Below are 20,358 nucleotides of genomic sequence, written 5' to 3'. Positions count from 1 at the left end.
TACCGGGTTAGAGCTGGCAGCCGCCAAGGCTCCGCTGGACGCCGTCGACCCGGTACACGAATGCGGCCATCGCTTCGCGGGTGATGTTGTCTAGGGGGCGGAAGGTGTTGTCGTTCCAACCGGTGGAAACGCCGGACTGCTTCATCCAGGCGATTTCCCTATAGAACTCGGTGCCCCGCGGCACGTCCCTGAATGGTGCGGTGGACGGAGCAGCGAACCCTGCGGCGCCGCCCAGGTTGCAGGCGTCAGCGGTGTAGCGGAACATGAACGCCGCCATGGCGTCGCGGCTGATGGGCTGCAGTGGGCGGTAGGTGCCATCGCCCCAACCGGTGGAAAGTCCCATCGCTGACATCCACGCGATTTCCTTGTAATACATGTTGTTGGTTGAGACGTCCCTGAACGGGCTCCGTGCCGGCGCGTTGAAGGCAGGGCTCCCTGCGTGCCGGTAGATGAATGCTGCCATGGCGTCACGGTTCATGGTGGCGGCGGGACGGTAGGTGCCGTCCTTCCAGCCGGTGGTGAGGCCGTTCGAGTAGAGCCATTCGATTTCGCCGCGAAAGCCTGATGCGGCGATGTCGTTGAACGGCCCGCGCGTGTCGATGGTCCCCGCATCGATGGTGACAGTCGCTGCGCTGGTGGACAGCGAGTTGATGGTGACCTTGGTGCCAGCAGCTGTGGTGAAGGTCTTGCCAGCCTTCCAGGCGTGGTTCGGTGCGTAGTAGCCAGCGAACGGCCTGGTGGAAGGCATCAGGATCAGTGAGGCGTTCGCGGCGGAGCCGCCGAGCTGCACAATCTTGACTCCGAAGTTGCCGTTCACTGCCAGATCGCGGTCGTAGCCCACCGGTGCCCGAAGCTCAAGGTAGTAGACCTCACCGCTCTTGGGATCGGTGAACTTGACCGCCCGATTGGAGGCCGTGCCAGCCCAGGGTTTCAGGGTGTAGCTTTTGCGGCCCGAGGCGACGCCGACGTTGCGGATCTCGTCCCCGCGACCGAACTTGCCGTAGTCCCAGAAACTGGAGCTGATCACGGGTGTCTGGAACCATTGGGCGGACCCCATGAGGTCCATCGTGTCGGCGTACTCGCGGATGTAGCAGGTGCTGTCAGTGAATTGGCCGTTGGTGACGCCGGTATCCGAGGCGCCGCTTCCGCACTGCAGGGCGTCGGCGTGCATCAGGCCGAGCACGTGGCCAAATTCGTGGGTGACCACGTTGGTAGTGAAGTTACTGATCTGTGGCATCAGGATCCGTCCGCTGGTGCCATTGCTGCTCCAGCCGTAGCCGAGGATGCCACCGGGCAGTGCTGACGGGATGAACACGACAAGGGCTGTGTAGGGGCTGTACGTCCAGCGGAGTTCGCTGGTGACCTGGTTCATGATGTCGTTGTAGGACCAGTTCGAGCGCGCTTTGGACTGGTGTCCGGCTACCTGGGAGGTCACCGACAAGGAGAGCCGGTTGTTCGACATCGACTTCCAGTAGTTATTTGAGACGTTGACGGCGTTCACAGCATTGGCCATCGAGATTTCGTTGGCGTTGTCGGCGAGCTTCACTGTGACCAGCTTTACCTTGATGGCACCCGTGCGTTGCGCGGGCTCCACGGTTGCCGGAACATCCTGTGGCTCGGCGCTCGCGCCGCCCTCACTCTGCAGTTCCAGCGGCTGCCCGTTGGTTTCGAAGTCGTAGCCAGATTCGTAGGTGTGAATCGAGCGCGGCGTCCCTTCGACGGGTTCGACGATTGCCTTGTCTTCGGGTGCGACCGGCGCCGCCGAGGCAGGCGCAGCGGTCAACGTGGGTAGGGTTGATGCCAAGAGGATCAGGCCGGTCAGGGCCGCGGCGGATCGCCTGAAGACGCGCATGTGTTTTCCTAACTCAACCGGGGCGAGAGACTGACCGCTTTGCCGCAGATCCCGGGAGGTCCTACACAAAACAGGTTCGGCACGAACAAGTGCCGAACCTCAGAAGGTCACCTCAAAAGTATAGATTTGCGACTACTACGGGAACCGCCCCAAATTGACAAAGGCTTTCCGAAATACCCGAAGGATTGACGCAGGTTTCGCCTAACTCAGGACGCTTTGTCCGAGAACCACCAGTTGGACACGCCGGAGGGCGGTAGCGCCGCGGAGCGCTTGGCGCTCAGCTTTGTGACGACGGTGGTGGGCGCGGAACACGTTGTCGGGTGTGAGCGTGTGAGGAGCATCCGGGCGACGGCCAGGAGCAAGGCGGGAATGGAGACCAGGATTGCAACGGTGAGCGCATACATCGCCAGGAGCGCGTGGACAGGTGAGCCGAACAGGCTCGCGATGAAGAAGCTGCTTCCCAGCCAGGCCCAGAGCCAGAACAGAAGAACCGCGTAGACCAGCGCACGAGCACGCCGGTACTGCAACGGATAATTCATCCGCTGGTGCTCCATTCGCTTGATCCCTTGTGGTCAATGAAACCCCCGGAGGCGGGTTTCAAATTTGATCCTAGCCCCAAAATCAAACACTTGAACGTTTTATCGTCGATAATATAGTGTGGCCGGAAATAAAGCCGAAAGAATTTGAGCAACTCGTGCCCACTGTGAGCAAAGTGGTCCCGTCTACGCGCTGGATTTCCCCGGGTTCGGGGGAGCCTCCCACTTGATCCCAGTCAGAGACCCTAGAGCAGCCGGACGTGGTCGGGGCTGAGGTCCTCCACTTTATTGACGCCGAGCAGCTGCATGGTCCGCGCGGCTTCCTTGCTGAGGATCTCGATCGTCCGGTCAACACCCGCCTGTCCTCCGGCCATCAGCCCGTACAGGTAGGCGCGACCGATCAGGGTGAAATCAGCGCCGAGCGCCAGAGCCGCCACAATGTCACCGCCGCTCATGATCCCGGTGTCCAGCATGATGCTGGTCTTGCCCTTTAGAGCCGCAGCGACGTCGGGCACGAGATGGAGCGGGATCGGGGCCCGATCCAGTTGGCGGCCGCCGTGGTTTGACAGCACCAGCCCGTCCGCGCCGTGGTCGACTGCCCTTTTGGCGTCGTCGACGGTCTGGATCCCCTTGACCACCAGGTTCCCCTTCCAGACGTCGCGGAGCCAGTCGAGGTCCTCATAGGTGAGGGTGGGATCGAACATCGAGTTGATCAGGTCTGCCACAGTGCCCGGGTAACGGGACAGCGAGGCGAAGGCTAGCGGCTCATGCGTGAGGAAGTTGAACCACCACGCCGGTCGGTAGGACGCATCCAGCACCGTCTTCGCGGTGAGGGCGGGCGGGATGGTGAGCCCGTTCCGCACATCACGGAGCCGTGACCCAGCAACCGCGGTATCGACGGTGACCATCAGGGTGTCGTTGCCCGCCTTGGCTGCGCGATCGATCAACTCCATTGACCGGTCCCGGTCGGTCCAGAGATACAACTGGAACCAGTTGCGGCCGTTGGGCGACGACGCCGCAACATCCTCGATGGAGGCGGTGCCCATGGTGGACAGCGTGTAGGGGATGCCCGCGGCCTCCGCCGAGCGCGAGCCGGCATACTCGCCCTCAGACTGCATCATCCTGGTGAACCCGGTGGGGGCAATCCCGAAGGGCTGGGCTGACCGTTGACCCAGGACCGGCACCGATGTGTCCACCGTCTCGACGTTGCGGAGAATCCCCGGCCGGAACTCAAGGTCAAGGAAGGCGCCGCGAGCCCGGCGCAGGGTGATTTCGGCCTCGGCCGCTCCATCCGTGTAGTCGAACGGGGCGGTCGGGGTCCGTCGCTTAGCAATATCCCGCAAGTCCCAGATAGTGCTGGCCCGCTTCAGCCGGGCAGCGGAGCCCAGCTCCGGCCTTTTGAACTGCATTAGCGGCGCCAGGTCCTTAACCTTCGGGATGCGTCGTTTAAGTGCTGGGGGAATCTGGGAAGGCATGACGTCCTCGCTTCACTCTGGGTGTGGTCGGACCACACGTCTTCTGGTGGACTCTACCGGCCTGTGGTTCGGTCGCGCAAGCCTCTTTTTCATGTACTTCACTGTGGCCCCTCGCCTGTGGTCGGACCACTGGCTAGCATGGGTCTATGCGTAACCACGAGCTGGTGTTGTCCTGGATCGAAGCTGAGCTGGCGGCCGGCCGGCTTGCCGTCGGCCAGCGCCTCCCGGGCGAGCGGGCGGTGGCCGAACAACTGAACGTCTCCCGCGCCTCGGCGCGGGAGGGCATCCGCGTCCTTGAAGCGATGGGGGTGGTGCGTGCCGGGGTGGGGTCCGGGCCGGGCGCCGGGACAGTGGTCACCGCGAACCCAGCCGTCGCCCTTGGCTCCGCCCTCCGCTTCCATGTGGCAAGCTCGCATCTCCCGGTGGACGACATTGTCCAGACCCGGCTGCTGCTGGAAACCTGGGCTGCGGGCCAGGCCAGGGCGAGTGCGCCGTCGATCGCCACCGCCGAGGGGCTCCTCGATGAGATGGACGCACCCGGCGTGGCGACCGAAGAATTCCTGCGCCTCGATGCGCTGTTCCACGTGGCGGTCGCCGAAGCTGCCGGCAACGTGCTCATCGGCGCCATGATGTCCTCACTTCGCGGGTCGATCGAGTCCTACACGCTCCGGCTCACCAGCCGCCTGCCGGACTGGACGGCCACCGCTGATCGCCTGCGCTCCGAACACCGGGCCATCCTTCAGGCGATTCTGGCTCGGGACGACGACGACCCCTCGTCGGGGTTGGCTGCATCGACGCTGATTGCCTCGCATATTGAGGGCTTCTACCGTGAGGCCGGCCTGTAAATGGGTGGGCGTCACCCGTGCGATCTATCGAAGGAGGGGCTGGACTGATGAGCTCAATGGACATCCTGAAGGAAGCTTTCGGGCGGCTTCCGGACGCTGTACGCCGCGCAGCGATGGGGCTAGACGCGGATCAGCTGGCGTTTCGGCCCGCACTCACCGGCGGCGGCGCAGGGAACTCGGTGGCCTGGCTGATCTGGCATCTGGCGCGGGTTCAGGATAATCACCTAGCCGACGCCGCCAAGGCGCCGGAACTGTGGACCAGCGGCGGCTGGTCGGGGCTGTTCAACCTGAACCTCGACGATTCGGATACCGGGTATGGGCACACCTCGGCTCAGGTGGATGAGGTGCGGCCCGGTTCGTCGCAGCTGCTGGTGGACTATTACGACGCCGTTCACTCCCGCACTATGGAATACATCACCGGTCTCGGCGAGACGGACCTGGACCGGATCGTCGACACCTCGTGGGATCCGCCCGTCACCCTCAGGGTCCGGCTGGTCAGCGTGGTCGAAGACTGCCTGCAGCACGCAGGACAGGCGGCCTACGTGCGCGGGATGCTGAGCTAGGTGGTCGATACATCCAAGTCCCGAACGGGATCAGGTCAGGCCGGTTTCCCGGAGCGTGATGTTCAGCCGGCCTTTAAGGCCAAGTGCCGGGTCGGCCGTCCCCGGGTGGGTTTTCAGCACCCCGTGATACGCGAACCGGGATGCGCCGCCGAACACGAACAGGTCGCCGGACTCGAGGGTGATATCGGTCCAGGGCTTGTTCCTGGTCTCGGTATTGCCGAACCGGAAAACGCATGAATCGCCGATACTCAGGGAAACCACCGGTGCGGGTGAACGCTCGTCTTTGTCCTGGTGCATGCCCATCGCCGCCGCGTCGTCGTAGAAGTTGATGAGGGCGGCGTCGGGTGCGTAGCGGTCCGGGTCGCCGTAGGCTGCTGCCACCGCATCGCGGCCCACCTCAGCCAGCCAGTCGGGGAAGCCAGCGACCTGGCCGCCACCGGCGTCGTCGGCGGTCCTGGTGTAACGGTATGGCTGCCAGTGCCAGCCCAGGCATACGGTCTTCACCGACATTCGCGAGCCGTTCGGCATGCTTGCGGCCCGCATTGGCACGGGTCCGGCGGCCCAGCCGCGGCATGCCTCAACCAGGTCCCGCTGCCGGTCCAGGGTGAGCCAGCCGGGGAGGTGGACGGCGCCCGGCGCCGGGTCGGTACGCTCCCGCGGCAGTAACGAATCCATGCCCTCATTGTCGCCGATTCGAGTGGAGAAAGGCGGGTGCGGTGGTCCAGAAAGTGAAGTCACCTTGGTTGAGCGGCGAGCCGGACGGATTTATTTCCGGCCCCGTCATGAGCCGGAAATAGCTGCGGTGCTCGAACTCTCCCGGAATTTCACCATTGGCCCGTATTGCTGGGCGATCTCGATTGCCGTTTGATTCTCGGTTGGCGGAACGTCCGCCGCCTGGCGGAACACTGTAACCAGCACCGAGGTATCGAGGCCTACACTCACGATATCTTCGGGTCCGGTCATCATGTAGCGCTGCACGATCTCCATTTTAGCGATGTCCAGTTCGGCCCACGAATAGTCGACAGGGACGGATTCGGTCAGGGTCCCCGCAGGATCCGTCTTTTGCAACAGCGTTTCAAGGCCAGCTACGGCCGGGTCCTCCGGCAACGCGACGCCAATGGTCAGAACTGACCGGTCCTCCGAATAGTAGGCTCCGGAGAAAACGGTCGGGTAGTCCAATAGGTAGGTCTGAACCTGATGGTTGATTTCGGAAAGCTCAGCACTCTCCGACCCTCGAAACTGAGGCTCCAGATAGATAATGACCGGCGACGCGGCGGTGGCTGGGCTGCCGCCGGCCGGTGACGGCGCCGCGCTTCCGTTGCTCGCCGACGGCGGTGCCGAGACCATGCCGCCGCACCCGCTGGCCCCCAGCACAAGCCCCACCAACCCGGCCATGATGCGAAGCGTGCGGTGAATGCTCTACCAGCTCCTACCCGTCGGGGAGGGAGCAATCCAGGTATCCCTCGTAGCGAGAACTATCCGGGGGCCAACAGGGGCTGTCAATAGTCGAAACTCCCCCACGGTCACGACCCGAGCAGCCGCAGCACCTCCCCGTCGGGTACCGGTTCAAAGTGTCGGTAGGCTTGCCCCACGGAGCCGAGCGTGACGGCGTCCCAGAGCCAGAACGTCCGATCGGCCACCGACCGAACGCCGGCCAGGGACTGTCCCAGGAAGACCGGTGCCGCGACAATCAACTCGGCCGGACGGAGCCGGCGGACCGCATCGATAGCGGCCCGGAGGGTTGCCCCGGTGGCCACGCCGTCGTCGGCCAGCACCACAGTCCGCCCGACGATTTCCACCGGCGGACGCCCCGCCCGGTACAACACATCGCGGCGCCCGAGCTCGATTCGTTCGCGGGCGGCTGCCTCCCGGAAGACGGCTTCGCCGTCGCCCGCCAGCCCCGCAATCACCGGCCCATTGCGTACCGTGCTGAGACTGCCGCCGATGGTCGCCACGGCGCCCATCGCCAACTCACCAAATCCGGGCATCCCCACTTTGCGGACCAGAACGACGTCGAGCGGACATCCCAATGACAGCGAGATTTCGGCGGCCACCGGCACGCCCCCACGGGGCAGGCCGAGGACCAACAGGCCGGGGGAGCCGGCAAGGCGGAGGAGGTCACGGGCGAGTTGGCGGCCGGCGTCCTGCCGGTCGTCGAATCTGCGGGGTACAACTGATTTGCTGCGCATGATGTGGGTCTGCTCATCCGAGGCGAAGAATCGTAAACCGAATGCAACCCTACATTTCCGGTCACTTCAAAGTCGATCACCGGAGGAACCAGGAGGCCCGCCATGTACGGGCGGACCGGCCCCGTGTGCACCATCTACACCGACGCCAGCACCAGAGTTGGCGATTCCCTCCACGCCGACGACGCACGGCCCGAGACCATCACCGCAGCGCTGCACCGGGCCAGTGCTGGCAAGTCCGACTTTAAACGGATCCGCGCCGCGCTGACCCGCTCCGCGAAGGGGCTAACGGACCGGATAGCGCGATCTCTCAGCTCACAGACGCCGACGTCGTCCTGTTCCCGCCCGGTACGCTCGACCGGATCCGGATCCGGATCCGGATCCGGCTCGGATCCGGATCGCAGCGTCGCTGCGCCGGCCGACCGGCCTGACAGTGCAGGCCGGCCCCTAGCCGGACTGCCTTCGACCCGGACTGCCGGATCCGGACTGCCGGATCCTACTGCGGCGTCGCCTGGCGACGGCCGACGATGGTCAGCCACAGCCGATGCGTGGTGATCACCACTGCCAGCCAGCCGAGGCCAAGCGTGGCTGCGACCACCACATCGGTGACCCAGTGGTGGCCCAGATAGACACGGGTCGCAGCCATCAGGAAGGTAAATAACACGGCCCCGGCAATGATGAGGGTTCGGGTGCGCTTGCGGTGCGCGCCCAGGACCAACAGGTAGGCGATGATCCCACTGATCACCATGGCGTTCAGCGTGTGACCGCTAGGGAACGACGGCGAGGATTCGTACGGGGGCACGGCGAACTCGAGCGGCGGCCGGAGCCGGCCGACAGCATTCTTTCCGACGACGGTCATCAAAAGGGAACCGGCTGCTGCCACGCCCACCAGGATCAGCGGGGTGACTGCTCGGCGTCGGAAACACAGGGCGGCGATCGCTGCGGCGGTCAGGATGGGCATCCCAATCGGGCCCCCCAGGAACGTGAAGCCGGTAGCCAGCGCCACCAGCACCGGGTTGCGTAGTTGCACCGCCGCATCCAGCGCGGGCTGGTCCAGGATCGCGATACCGTCCGTTTCCGCGACTGCCTCATACACTTCGGCGGACGCGACGGCGAGTGTCGCGGCAAGCCCCACGCCGAGGACCAGGATCACCAGCAGGGCCCAGTGCGGCCCGATCCAGCCCGCCAGAACACGAACCCGGCGGACCAGGAACCGTCCCACCGGGGTGGTCCAGCGGATGTGATCGCTGCCGCCACCAAAACGGTCCTCATTGGATGTCATTGATCGACTTTAGCGCGGCGCCGGGGCCTAGGCTGAGGACATGACTGAGCTCCCAGCACTGCGTGATCTTCTCCGTGGCACTCCAGTGTTCCCCGATGACCTCCCTGACTTTGATCCCGCTGCAGCGCCCGGCGCACCGACTGACCTGTTCCTCGAGTGGCTGGCCGCGGCGGCTGACGCTGGAGTGACCGCCCCGCACGCAGTCACAGTGGCAACCGTGGACCAGGAGGGGGTCCCCGACGCCCGGGTGGTGATCCTCAAGGACGTCGACGACAGTGGGTTCTCCTTCGCCACCAGCAGTGACAGCCCGAAAGGCCGCCAACTGGCTGCCTCCCCAGCAGCCGCGCTGACCCTGTTCTGGCCGTCCGTGGGCCGTCAGATCCGGATCCGTGGCAAGGTGCGGCCAGCCGGAGCCGAGGAGAACGACGCCGACTTCCGCCGTCGCCACCCGGTGGCCCGTGCGCTGGTCCTGGCTGGAGAGCAGAGCAGCGTGCTGCGGAGCAGGGCAGATCTGGACGACGCGGTCGCTGCCCAGGTAAAACGTCTGGAAGGCGATGGGCCGGCGCCCGGTTCAGCCACCTGGACCGTGTACACGGTGATTCCGGACTTCATCGAGTTCTGGCAGGCTGACCACGAACGCCGCCATCTGCGGCTGCGATACACGCGCGACGGAGCCGGTTGGAGCAAAGCTCTGCTCTGGCCCTAGAGCTCGCGGCGAGTCTGCGGGATGCAGGATGAAGCCGCGGCGCCTGTCGCCGTCGCCAGCTGTTCACCGGGCCTTCGGATGCTGGACACCCTGCTGTCACCGTGACCCAACCGAGAGGTGACACGGTCATGGTGTGAGGATCGTGATTGTTGCCGAAACATTCCTGCCCGCCGTGAACGGGGTAACCCATTCCGTCCAAAAGATGCTCGAACATTTCGCCGCACGGGGCGACGAGGTGCTGGTGATCGCACCCTCCGGTGCCGGCGGGGCCGAACCGATGGGTGGGGAAAAAGTACGCATCCATCGGTTGCCTGCCGTTCCGTTGGCCGGATACAGCAGCGTGCGGGTAGCCCTCGGCGGCGTCACCCGTGTGCGGAACATCCTGGCCGGTTTTGCCCCGGACATTGTTCACCTGGCCTCCCCCTTCGAGCTAGGCTGGCGGGCTGTACGAGCAGCCGATCAGCTTGGCATCCCGGTGGTCGCCGTCTACCAAACCGATGTCCCCGGGTATGCCGCCCGGTATGGGGTGCCGTTCCTCGCCAACTGGGCATGGCAGCGGGTGGAAAACATCCACGCCGGAGCGGCCAGGACTCTCGCTCCCTCCACCTCCGCAGTGGACCAGTTGCGGGGGCACGGCATTCCGCGGGTCCACCTGTGGCGTCGGGGCGTTGATACCCGCCGGTTCCACCCCCGACACCGTGACGACAACCTCCGGACTGCTCTTGCCCCGAGAGGGGAACGACTGATCGGGTATGTGGGCCGGCTTGCCGCCGAAAAGCAGGTGGAAGACCTACAGGTGCTGGCAGACATCGAGCACACCAGGCTCGTGATCATCGGCGACGGGCCCCTGCGCGGCGCACTCGAAGAGGCGCTCCCTGCCGCGGTCTTCACCGGATTCCTCGGAGGTGCAGACCTCGCCACAGCAGTGGCAAGTCTCGACCTCTTCGTACACCCCGGCGAACTTGAGACCTTTTGCCAGACCATCCAGGAGGCAATGGCCTCTGGCGTACCCGTGGTCGCGACCGGCCGGGGCGGGCCCGTTGACCTCGTCGATGTGTCACGCACCGGTTGGCTCTACCCTCCGGGCGACCTGCCCCAGCTGCGCCGACACGTCGTGGACCTGGTGGGTGATGACGCCAAACGGCAGGCCTTCGCCGAGGCAGCCTTCGCTAGTGTCCAGGGCCGCACCTGGCCGGTGCTGTGCGAGTTGCTGGTGCAGCACTATGAACAAGTCATCGAGGAACATGCGCTGCTCCGCCTCTGAAACCGCCGCCGGAACTGAACCTGCCGCCAGGATCGAGGCTCAGGGTGGAGCGGGCGCCCGCCCGGCATGAGTGAGCGCGGGCCGCTGTTCGTTGCGCTGGGCGATTCCTTCACCGAAGGGGTGGGGGATGCAAACAAACACCTGCCCAACGGGGTTCGCGGCTGGGCGGACCGGGTGGCCGAAAAGATGGCGAAGGACCAGCCGGGATGGGAATACGCGAACCTCGCGATCCGCAGCAAACGCCTGCGCCACATTGCCGCTGAACAGCTGGGCCCGGCGCTGGCCCTGCGCCCTACACTGATCACCTTGTACGCCGGCGGCAATGACATTCTCGATGCCGGCACGTCGGTGCCACACCTCCTGGCGGCCTACGAGGATCTGGTGGCACCCCTGGCCACCACCGGTGCGAGGCTGCTGCTGTTCACTGGGTACGACGTCAACGTCTCACCGGCCCTCCGGCTGCTGCGCAAACGCCATCAGCTCTACAACGACGGCGTCCGCCGCATCGCCGACCGGTATGGAGCGGATCTGGTGGACTATTGGAGCTTCGACGCGTACGAGGACCCTCGGATGTGGGGCCCGGACCGGCTGCACATGTCGAAGGCCGGCCACAGATACATGGCGGCCCGGGTGCTTGACCTCCTCGACGTCCGGCACTCGGTTAAGCTCAAAGACTGGGAACCGGCGGCGCCGAGGACCTTCAGGGAGTGGGAGCTCGCGCAGCGCCGGTGGATTCATGACTGGGTGCTGCCGCTGGCGGGCCGGAAAATCCGGCGGATCACCCTGGGGGATAATCTCCCGCCCCGGTGGCCCACCCCGGTGGTGGTGCCGCCGAAGGGCGGACTGCGCCGGTTGGTGAAGGAGCAGGGTTTGCCGTGGGTGCCGGGCGGCCACGGCGAATGCTAGCCTGCCCCGACGACTAGCAAGATCCCGGCAAACACCACACCCGAGACGATCAGGGTGACCATCGTGTACCCGAGAATGTCGCGCATCATCAGGCCGGCGATGGCCAGCAGTGGCAACGCCCAGAAGGGCTGGATCATGTTGGTCCACTGGTCGCCGTAGGACACGGCCATGATCGCAATTGCCGGGTCCACGCCCAGGCGTTCGGCGGCGTCGAGCATGATCGGTGCCTGCACTGCGAACTGTCCACCACCGGAGGGGACAAAGAAGTTCACCAGCCCTGCCGACAGGAGCGCGAACAGTCCGAATGTTGTGGGGTTGGCGATGTTCACGAAGGCGTCGGAGACCACGTTGATGAGGCCCGTTGTTGTCATCATGCCCATGATTCCCGCATAGAGAGGGAATTGGAGGAGTATCTCGCCGACGTTGGAGGCGGCGTTCTTGGTGAGGGCGATCAACTCGAAGGGGTTGCGGACCAGCAGGAAGAGGAGGGCGAGAAACGTCCAGTTGACGATATCTAACGTGGCGGTGCCACCCTGTGCGTAGTGAATCACCAGGTAGGCGGCGAGGGCCAGCCCCACCACGGTGGTGAGGATACGGCTGGCGTCGATACGGTCGGCGGGGGTGACGACGTCGTCGTCGAGGGTCACCTGGTCGGAATGGCGTGCGTCGACCTGCAGTTCGACGATCGTGTCCCCCGCCCGTGGGGACACGAGTGCCAACGCGGCGGCGACCAGGATGATCGTGGCGACCGCGGCGGTGATGTTCCACCAGGAAAAGGTGGTCTCGGAGATCGGGACGGTCCGGCCGAGCTGCTCGGCGATGGGCGATGAAGGAGCCCTCGGTTGCGGCGGTTAACGGACCGGACCCCGAGTAGCCCATGTGCCACACCACGAACCCGGAGAATCCAGCCGCCACCAGCATGGGGAAGTGCAGGGCCATGCCCCGTTCGCGCGCTTGCGCGGCAACTTCTTTGGCGAGCAGGCCACCGACGACGAGGCCGAGGCCCCACGTGATCAGCGAGGCGATCGCGGCGACCACAAACACAAAGACGTAGGCCTGCATGGGGCTCCTCGGGATGCCGCCGAGGCGGGCAAGGAGTTTCCTGACCGGCCCGGTGTGGGCGAGCGCGTGCCCCAGCAGGAGGATCAGGGCCATCTGGGTCATGAAGGCGAGCAGCCCGGCCAGGCCATCGCCCCACCCGTTGAGAACGTCGGCTGGCCCGGCGTCGGTGAAAATCAGGGCGGCCCCGGCGACCACGAGGCTGAGGACGACGGCGAACACCAGTGCGCTGGGCAGGAAGCGTTCCACGACCGCGTTAATCGGGCGCATCGCTGCTGACACCACCGACGTCTTCTGTTGTGTTGTGGGACGGGACGTTGGCATGGGTCTGTTCTCCTGGGACAGACGTCGTTGTCGGTTCGGAGGACCCCGATCCGGCATCCACGTTACTTCACGGGGATCCGCGAAGTGCCAATCTGTACGACAATGGGAGCAGCACGATCCCCACCAACTGCCGTGGAAAGGTAAGCCGTTGATCAAAGAGATCGCCGTTTTCAGTGGACAAGCAAGTGGGGGGTTCGCCAAGGAGATCTGCGGGCATTTGGGTGTCCCGCTGCTCCCCTCCCGGTTGCAGCGCTTCGCCAACGACTGCCTTGAGGTGCAACTCCTTGAGAACTGTCGGGAACGTGACGTCTTCATCGTGCAGCCGCTGGTCAAGCCCGTCCAGGAGAACCTGATGGAGCTGCTCATGATGATCGACGCCGCCCGCGGTGCCTCAGCCGGCCGGATCACCGCGGTGATGCCGCACTATTCCTATGCGCGCTCCGACAAGAAGGATGCGCCGCGGATCTCCATTGGCGGCAAGCTCGTGGCCGACCTCCTCACCACCGCCGGAGCCTCGCGGGTCCTCACCATGACCCTTCACTCACCGCAGGTTCAGGCATTCTTCGGGGTCCCGGTGGATCAGCTGCACGCGCTCCGCGAACTAGCCGCCCACTTCCAGGGCCTTGACTTGAGCAACACCATCGTGGTCTCCCCGGACCTCGGCAACGCGAAGGCCGCGACGGCGTTCTCTCGCCTGCTGGGTACCCCGGTGGCGGCGGGAGCGAAGGAACGCTTCGAGAATGACCGGGTGCAGATCACATCGATCATTGGCGATGTCCGGGATAAGGACATCGTGGTGCTCGACGACGAGATCGCCAACGGCAGCACCGTCCTTGAACTCCTCAATCACCTGGCCAAAATGGGGGCGCGGAAGGCGCGGGTGGTGTGCACCCACGGCATTTTCTCCAATGGGGCTGTTGAGCGGATTACCGAGCGCGACGACGTCATCGAGGTGCTGTGCACCGATACCGTCCCGATCGGTGCCGAAAAGGCCCATCCGAAGCTGAAGGTCATCTCGGTGGCCAGCGCCTTTGCCGAAGCGATCCGCCGCATCCACACCGGCGAGTCAGTGAGCGCGCTGTTCCAGGCGGAGGGCGTCCGGGTCTGACGGCGTTTGCTTTTCGGTGGAACCCTACGCGGTTTGTGATCGCTAGGTCGCGGAGGCCAGACGGCGCCGCAATTCATCGGCAACAGCGCTCGGCTGCGTTCCCGCCGGCAGCGGACCCCGACCCCACAGCCAGAGCAGTAGTTCTGACGGTCGGCCGCTGACCTGGGCACCCGCGCGGTCGCTGACCTGGCGCTCCAGGATGACGACATCCCTGCTGATGGCGAGGGTCCAGGCGAGTCCAGCACTGCGCAGGGTGACAGTGGCGCCGGTGGCGTCGTCGTCGGGTTTGCTCCGGACAAGCATTACGGTGAGGATCTCGTCGATGCCGTCCGTGGCGAGGTCGGGGTCGATCGGCACCGGGTCGCCAAGCGCCGATTCGAGGTCGTAGCGGTGCATCGACGTTTCGTGGGCTAGCCTGCGGATCCAGAAGCCCACACTCTGATCATCCTTGACCCACGTGAACGTTGGATCCTCCGGTGCATGGGCGTCAAACTGCTCGATCAGTCGCCCGTAGCATTGCCGCAGCGCGTGCACCGGCTCCATGTGGGCGAGCTCGGCCGGTGGCCAGATGCCGGTGGGCTTAGCTCCGGTGCGAATGGATTCGGCTTTGTGGAGATAGACCATCGCCAAATGCCGCAGCAGATCCTCGACGGTCCAGCCGGGACAGGCGGGCACCACAGCAGCAAGGGAGGACGGGGCCAGTTCGACCATGCGGGTGTAGTCGCGGGTCAGGCGTTCACGGTACCGGTCGAAGGTCAGGGCGTACGGGTATGGAGCTGTCATCACCCGAGTCTAGGCATATCTCGTGGGGAAGACCGCGAGGTCGGCTGTGGTGACCGGCTCGGGGTCCAGTCCGGTCACCACCGCTGCCCCTACGGTTATCAATTCGGACACCGGGGGTGAAAGTGGACATTCGGGTGCGACATTTCCGTCCCAGGGGTCCAGAGTGACCACCATCTGGGCTCAAAGACCCTGGATCCGCTTGCCCACCGGATGTTACTCGCCGGTAATATGGAGGCATGCATCTTCTGTTCCGGACCCTGCTAACCCTTTTCCTTTCCCGGCGACGCCCGGCGCTGAGCATCTGGGGTGAGTCATCGTTGCCGCTACGGGTGCTCCCCACGGATATTGATATTGCCATGCATGTCAATAACGGCATGTATTTTTCGCTCATGGATCTGGGGCGGTTTGACCTAATGATCCGCAGCGGTACCTGGTCCCTGATGCGCCGTCGGGGGTGGGGGCCGGTGGCCAACGGGGAGACAATCAGCTTCCGCAAGTCCCTGACGCTCGGTCAGCAGTACTCCATCGAGACCCGTATCATCGGGTTCGACGAGCGGGCAATCTACTTCGAGCAGCGCATGGTCAGCGACGGAGAGATCTATGCCAAGGCCGTGATCGCCACTCGGCTGGTCTTCAAGAAGGGGCCCGTCAGCAACGAGGACATTTTCGTCGCGCTCGGCCAACCCCCTGCTGACCTGATCCTGCCGGAATGGATCCACGAATGGCGGCTGAATAACTCCCTCCCCAGCACCCGGCGGCCCGCCCCTCACGTCTGGGCCCGCTAACCGCGTCAGCGCTGTGACAGGAACGTGCGCTGACCCAGGCGGGAGCAGGCGTCAGCGGTAGTTGCGGTGCAGATTCTCCCGCGTGGAGGGACCGTGCGGAGGGGGTGCGATCCAGGGTCCGGTTCCTTCTGACGGGTCGAGGATTCCTTCTTCCACCCAGGTGTAGCGGCCGTCGAGGAGACGTTTCGACAGACTCCGGTCGGATGAGTCGGTGTTGCTCCACAACGCGGTGAAGAGCTGATCGATCCGCCCCCTCGACTGCAGGCAGAAGGCCTCAGCCAGTTCGTAGGCGGGGGGCCCTGCGTCGGGCTCCGTGGTCCTCAACAGCTCGGCGCGGCTGCACACCGCAGCCATAGCGAAGAGCTCGGCCCCAATGTCCACCATCCGGCCGAGGAACACCTGCTTGTACTCAAGGTTCGCCTGCCACCGCCCCATCCCCAGGAACGTGTTGCGGGCCAGCCGCCGGGAGGACCGCTCGATGAACCGCAGGTGCCGGGCCAGCCTCCCGAATTCGCTGTACGCCGCAGGATTCATGCCCTGGCCAGCCATCAGTTTCGGCAGCCAGCGGGCGTAGAACCCGCTCGCGCCGAGTGCGGCCTTCGCCTTGGCCGCCAGGTCAGCGTCGGACGATGCCAGATCCCCGGCCGCTGAAAGGTGCGCGTCTACCGCCTCCCGGGCGATGAGGAGGTGCATGATCTCGGTGGACCCCTCGAAAATCCGGTTGATCCGGAGGTCGCGTAGCAACTGCTCGGCGGCGACTGCCCGTTCGCCCCGGGCGGCGAGCGAGGCTGCGGTCTCATAGCCGCGGCCGCCCCGGACCTGCACTAGTTCGTCCGCCACCCGGCACGCCATTTCGCTGGACCAGAGCTTCGCCAGGGCCGCTTCAATGCGGACGTCCTTCTGGCCGCTGTCAGCCAGCCCGGCGGACAGCTCAAACACCGCCTCAAGCGCAAACGCGGTGGCCCCAATGAACGCGATTTTCTGTCCGACGGCTTCGTGCTGGCCCACCGGGTGACCCCACTGGACCCGCGCGTTGGACCATTCACGGGAGATTTTCATTGACCATTTGCCGGCAGCGGCGCAGATGGCGGGGATGGACAACCTGCCGGTGTTCAGGGTGGTCAGGGCAATCTTCAGGCCCTGTCCCTCGCGGCCCAGCCGGTTGGCCGCCGGCACTCTGACGTTGTCGAAACGGGTGACGCCATTCTCGATACCGCGCAGCCCCATGAACGTATTCCGGTTCTCGACGGTGATGCCCGGTGAGTCGGCTTCCACCACGAACGCCGAAATGCCGCCCTTGCCGCCCGCATGAGCGGGCACCCTCGCCATCACCACCACGAGTTCGGCGATCACCCCGTTGGTAGTCCAGAGCTTGCTGCCGTTGATGGTGTAGTCGGCGCCGTCGTCGTCAAGCGTTGCCGTCACCCCCATGCGCGCCGGATCCGAACCGACGTCGGCCTCGGTGAGGAGGAACGCTGTGACCGCACCCGCAGCACACCGGGGGAGGTACCGCTGTTTCTGTTCAGGGGTGCCGAAGACTCTCACCGGTTCGGGGACGCCGATGGACTGGTGCGCCGAGATGAGGGCGCCGATGCTGGGATGAACTGAGCTCAGGAGCATCAGCGCCCGGCCATAGTAGGTCAGGGACAGGCCGAGGCCGCCAAACTCTTCCGGGATCTTCATGCCGAACACGCCGAGGGCGGCGAACCCGCTGAGGTATTCGTCGGGGATCTGCGCGTCGCGTTCAATCCTGCTGCCGTCAAGGGTGGCGGCGTAGGTGGTCAGGTCCCTGATGAACGCGTCGCCCTTCTCCTGCTCCGCCGGGAGGGGGCGCGGGTGCGGATGCACTAGCCCCAGGTCGAAGCTGCCAAGGTACAGGCCTTTGGCGAAGCTGGGGCGCGTCCATTCGGTTTCGCGGGCCGCCTCGGCGACCTCGCGGGCTCGGCGCTGGGTAACCGGCGGCTCGGCTCCCAAAGCGGTTGACGCAGCACGGGTTTCCTCGGACTGTGACTGTGGTTCGGCACTCATGGCTGCCCCCTTGTAACACGGGGCCGCCGCGGGCCGGTGACCCTGATGAAACTGTGCCCTCATGCTACTCCCCGGCCGGTTTACCCGGTTCTGAAGTCCGAAAAATTCCCGGTCGGCTCGCCGTAGGACGCATCGACGTCGTCCACCCACCCCGGGGCCGCCGCCGAAGCGAGCCACCGGGCCAGCGCTCGAACGGCACTGTCAGCACCCTCCGCAATGACCAGGACAGACCCGTCCGCCCGGTTTGTGGCGATGCCGGTCAGGGCCAACCCGCGGGCATGTTCGCGGGTGTAGTAGCGGAAACCCACGCCCTGCACGGTCCCGGTCACCGTTGCCGTGAGCCGGACCTGCGGTAGTTCGTCCATCATCCCAGCGTAGCGAAGCACTCCCAGACCCCCTAGGTTGGTGGGTATGCCAGCAACCGATACACCGCGACCACCCGAGCCTGAACTGCTGCTCCGACTCGCCGAAGCCCATCATGTGGGCACAACCTTCCGCGGTTGGGACGGCCGGGAGAAGAGCGTCAGTCCGCTGACGCTGACGAAGGTGCTCACCGCGCTGGGTGTGGCCTGCGAGACGGACGACGACGCCGCCCAGTCCCTGCACGACGTCGGGACCGCATCGTGGCGGCGGACGCTGCCGCCCGTGATCGTCGGGCGTGAGACGATCGCCCAGGACGTCCCCATCACCATGCCGGCCGGGAGCCGTCTCCGGATCCGCCTGATGCTGGAAGATGGCGGGTGGCGTGACCTCGAGATCGCGGGATCGCCGGTGGAGCGCTCGGAAATTGACGGCGTCCCGCTCGAGCGGCTGCGCCTCACCCTTCCGGAGGACATCCCGCTCGGCTGGCACACGCTGCACGCCGGATCACCCGACGGTGACGACGCCCAGTGCACGCTCGTCGTCACCCCGCAGCGACTGGATACCACTGCACGACTGACCCGGACCTGGGGGCTCATGGCTCAGCTGTACTCGGTGCGGTCCGCTGACTCGTGGGGAATCGGGGACATTGCCGACCTCGGGCAACTCGCCGAATTCTCGGCCAACAGGGGCGCCGGTTTCATCCTCATCAACCCACTCCACGCAGCCGAGCCCACCCCGCCGGTGGAACCGTCGCCCTACCTCCCATCGACCCGGCGCTTCTTCAATCCGCTGTACCTCCGGGTGGAGGACGTGCCGGAGTTCGCCGACCTGTCCGGACCCGCGAGGGCGGCCGTGGAGCTGGACGCAGCCATCCTCCGGGAGGTCAACCACCACGCGGACATCCTGGACCGGGACAGCAGCTACGCCGCGAAGCTCAGCGCGTTGGAAGCCATCCACCGGGTGCCCCTGAACGCCGGCCGGCAACGTCGTTTCGAGGAGTTCTGCAGCCACGAAGGAGCCGGGCTGGAGAACTTCGCCCTGTGGTGTGCGCTCGCCGAAATCCTCGCCCCGGGCGCCCCCGAGTGGGACGACGCCTCCTACGTCGACGCGAGGCGCGTCGAGCTGACGGACCGGATCGGATTCCATCTCTGGCTGCAATGGCTCTGCGACGAGCAACTCGCCGCCGCGCAGCAGGGTGCAGTGGACGCCGGGATGACCATCGGGATCATCCATGATCTGGCCGTGGGCGTGCACGCTCACGGCTCCGACGCCTGGTCGCTGCGTGGTGTCCTGACCGACGGAATCAGCGTCGGCGCGCCACCGGACATGTTCAACCAGCAGGGCCAGAACTGGAGTCAGCCGCCGTGGCATCCGGGCCGACTCGCCGAATCCGGGTACACGGCGTACCGCGACATGCTGCGCACCGTCCTCAAACACGCCGGCGGCATCCGGGTGGACCACATCCTTGGACTGTTCCGCCTCTGGTGGATCCCCGCGGGCGGCGGATCCGGCGACGGTACCTACGTCTACTACGATCACGAGGCCCTGATCGGCATACTGGCCCTCGAAGCGCAGCGGGCTGGCGCCGTTGTCATCGGAGAGGATCTCGGCGTGTTTGAGCCGGGGGTGCAGGATTACCTCGCCGAACGCGGCATCCTCGGCACCTCGATTCTGTGGTTTGAGCACGACGACGGCGGCCCGCGCCGCCCCGAAAACTACCGTCAGGGATGCCTGACCAGCGTCACCACCCACGATCTGCCGCCCTCCGCCGGGTATCTGGCCGGCGAACACGTTGACCTGCGGGAATCCCTCGGGCTCCTCAACCGTCAGGTGGAGGAGGAGCGGGCTGCCGACGCCGCCGCCCAGGAGTCGGTGTTGTCGCTGGTCCGGTCGGTGACCGGGCCAGCGGCTGGGGGAGCCCCCGAAAGTGTTGAGGCAACGGTCATGGCGCTCCATGAGTTCATCGTGAGAACTCCGTCGGTGCTGCTCGGCGTTGCGTTGACCGACGCGGTGGGGGAGCGGCGCACCCAGAACCAGCCGGGGACCAAGGACGAGTACCCTAACTGGCGGATCCCGCTGGCCGGTCCGGAGGGCCGAGCTGTGCTGATCGGGGACCTGCCAGGCAACGAGCGGTTTGCTGTGCTGGCCCGGGTGATGAGCACCCGAATCCCCGGTGACGCCGACCTATAGCGGGCGGCGCGCGCCGGGGTCCTATGCTGTATTCATGGTCTCAGCCGGATTGACTTCCATCGCATACCCGCGCCGCCGGGCATTCGGTGCTACGCGGTGATCC

Annotated in this window: 19 protein-coding genes and 1 pseudogene; 9 read left to right on the top strand and 11 right to left on the bottom strand. The window is 65.5% G+C overall.

Annotation, left to right across the window (positions count from 1 at the left end; genetic code table 11):
* Positions 1–7 precede the first annotated feature (7 nt).
* The 3 genes from ACX80O_RS08265 to ACX80O_RS08255 form a co-directional block, all read right to left on the bottom strand.
* Positions 8–1,852, bottom strand: coding sequence for an S-layer homology domain-containing protein (locus ACX80O_RS08265; RefSeq protein WP_459333145.1), 1,845 nt, complete (start codon positions 1,850–1,852; stop codon positions 8–10).
* A gap of 206 nt (positions 1,853–2,058) precedes the next feature.
* Entirely contained in the window at positions 2,059–2,406 is a 348-nt protein-coding gene (locus ACX80O_RS08260; protein WP_459333144.1) for a hypothetical protein, read from the bottom strand.
* A 227-nt stretch (positions 2,407–2,633) separates the two neighbouring features.
* Entirely contained in the window at positions 2,634–3,863 is a 1,230-nt protein-coding gene (locus ACX80O_RS08255) for an alpha-hydroxy acid oxidase (protein WP_459306591.1), read from the bottom strand.
* Between the two features lie 146 nt (positions 3,864–4,009).
* On the opposite strand from ACX80O_RS08255, the gene ACX80O_RS08250 reads away from it, so the two are divergent.
* The gene (locus ACX80O_RS08250; protein WP_459333143.1) at positions 4,010–4,708 is read left to right on the top strand and encodes a FadR/GntR family transcriptional regulator; all 699 of its coding nucleotides are present in this window, start codon (positions 4,010–4,012) and stop codon (positions 4,706–4,708) included.
* Between the two features lie 47 nt (positions 4,709–4,755).
* Positions 4,756–5,271, top strand: a complete 516-nt coding sequence (locus ACX80O_RS08245) for a mycothiol transferase (protein WP_459333142.1) — start codon at positions 4,756–4,758, stop codon at positions 5,269–5,271.
* A gap of 30 nt (positions 5,272–5,301) precedes the next feature.
* Here ACX80O_RS08245 and ACX80O_RS08240 read toward each other — a convergent pair whose 3' ends face one another.
* From ACX80O_RS08240 to ACX80O_RS08230, 3 genes are all read right to left on the bottom strand, one after another.
* Entirely contained in the window at positions 5,302–5,946 is a 645-nt protein-coding gene (locus tag ACX80O_RS08240; protein WP_459306583.1) for an alpha-ketoglutarate-dependent dioxygenase AlkB family protein, read from the bottom strand.
* A gap of 105 nt (positions 5,947–6,051) precedes the next feature.
* A complete protein-coding gene (locus tag ACX80O_RS08235) occupies positions 6,052–6,666 on the bottom strand; it encodes a hypothetical protein (RefSeq protein WP_459333141.1) in 615 nt (204 codons plus the stop codon).
* A gap of 128 nt (positions 6,667–6,794) precedes the next feature.
* Entirely contained in the window at positions 6,795–7,460 is a 666-nt protein-coding gene (locus tag ACX80O_RS08230; RefSeq protein WP_459306581.1) for a phosphoribosyltransferase, read from the bottom strand.
* A 102-nt stretch (positions 7,461–7,562) separates the two neighbouring features.
* On the opposite strand from ACX80O_RS08230, the gene ACX80O_RS08225 reads away from it, so the two are divergent.
* Positions 7,563–8,012 carry a hypothetical protein gene (locus ACX80O_RS08225; RefSeq protein ID WP_459333140.1) on the top strand — a complete coding sequence of 150 codons (450 nt, stop codon included), beginning with the start codon at positions 7,563–7,565 and terminating at the stop codon, positions 8,010–8,012.
* On the opposite strand, the gene ACX80O_RS08220 is transcribed toward ACX80O_RS08225, so the two are convergent.
* Entirely contained in the window at positions 7,954–8,739 is a 786-nt protein-coding gene (locus ACX80O_RS08220) for a phosphatase PAP2 family protein (protein WP_459306580.1), read from the bottom strand. The genes ACX80O_RS08225 and ACX80O_RS08220 overlap by 59 nt on opposite strands.
* Positions 8,740–8,779: 40 nt before the next feature.
* Between ACX80O_RS08220 and ACX80O_RS08215 the strand changes: the two genes are divergently transcribed.
* The 3 genes from ACX80O_RS08215 to ACX80O_RS08205 all read left to right on the top strand — a co-directional run bounded on the left by ACX80O_RS08215 (position 8,780) and on the right by ACX80O_RS08205 (position 11,615).
* Positions 8,780–9,445: a pyridoxine/pyridoxamine 5'-phosphate oxidase gene (locus tag ACX80O_RS08215; RefSeq protein ID WP_459306579.1), complete on the top strand. Its 666-nt coding sequence runs from the start codon at positions 8,780–8,782 to the stop codon at positions 9,443–9,445.
* A 133-nt stretch (positions 9,446–9,578) separates the two neighbouring features.
* Positions 9,579–10,709: a glycosyltransferase family 4 protein gene (locus tag ACX80O_RS08210; protein ID WP_459306577.1), complete on the top strand. Its 1,131-nt coding sequence runs from the start codon at positions 9,579–9,581 to the stop codon at positions 10,707–10,709.
* 66 nt (positions 10,710–10,775) lie between these two features.
* Positions 10,776–11,615, top strand: coding sequence for an SGNH/GDSL hydrolase family protein (locus tag ACX80O_RS08205; RefSeq protein WP_459333139.1), 840 nt, complete (start codon positions 10,776–10,778; stop codon positions 11,613–11,615).
* Here ACX80O_RS08205 and ACX80O_RS08200 read toward each other — a convergent pair.
* Positions 11,612–12,998: pseudogene (locus ACX80O_RS08200) on the bottom strand (short-chain fatty acid transporter). The gene ACX80O_RS08205 and the pseudogene ACX80O_RS08200 sit on opposite strands and share 4 nt — an antisense overlap.
* A gap of 151 nt (positions 12,999–13,149) precedes the next feature.
* Here ACX80O_RS08200 and ACX80O_RS08195 point away from each other — a divergent pair.
* A complete protein-coding gene (locus ACX80O_RS08195; RefSeq protein ID WP_459306663.1) occupies positions 13,150–14,106 on the top strand; it encodes a ribose-phosphate diphosphokinase in 957 nt (318 codons plus the stop codon).
* A 42-nt stretch (positions 14,107–14,148) separates the two neighbouring features.
* Here ACX80O_RS08195 and ACX80O_RS08190 read toward each other — a convergent pair whose 3' ends face one another.
* Positions 14,149–14,889, bottom strand: a complete 741-nt coding sequence (locus ACX80O_RS08190; protein ID WP_459333138.1) for a maleylpyruvate isomerase family mycothiol-dependent enzyme — start codon at positions 14,887–14,889, stop codon at positions 14,149–14,151.
* 236 nt (positions 14,890–15,125) lie between these two features.
* Between ACX80O_RS08190 and ACX80O_RS08185 the strand changes: the two genes are divergently transcribed.
* On the top strand, positions 15,126–15,674 hold the full coding sequence (locus ACX80O_RS08185) for an acyl-CoA thioesterase (RefSeq protein ID WP_459333137.1): 549 nt from the start codon (positions 15,126–15,128) through the stop codon (positions 15,672–15,674).
* A gap of 51 nt (positions 15,675–15,725) precedes the next feature.
* Here ACX80O_RS08185 and ACX80O_RS08180 read toward each other — a convergent pair whose 3' ends face one another.
* On the bottom strand, positions 15,726–17,702 hold the full coding sequence (locus ACX80O_RS08180) for an acyl-CoA dehydrogenase family protein (RefSeq protein ID WP_459333136.1): 1,977 nt from the start codon (positions 17,700–17,702) through the stop codon (positions 15,726–15,728).
* A gap of 80 nt (positions 17,703–17,782) precedes the next feature.
* A complete protein-coding gene (locus ACX80O_RS08175) occupies positions 17,783–18,067 on the bottom strand; it encodes an acylphosphatase (RefSeq protein WP_459306567.1) in 285 nt (94 codons plus the stop codon).
* A 46-nt stretch (positions 18,068–18,113) separates the two neighbouring features.
* Between ACX80O_RS08175 and malQ the strand changes: the two genes are divergently transcribed.
* Entirely contained in the window at positions 18,114–20,255 is a 2,142-nt protein-coding gene (gene malQ, locus ACX80O_RS08170) for a 4-alpha-glucanotransferase (RefSeq protein ID WP_459333135.1), read from the top strand.
* Positions 20,256–20,358 lie beyond the last annotated feature (103 nt).

This window comes from Arthrobacter glycogeni (assembly GCF_054511155.1).
Note: the sequence above shows the minus strand (reverse complement) of the source record. Positions and strands in the feature narration are given on the sequence as shown.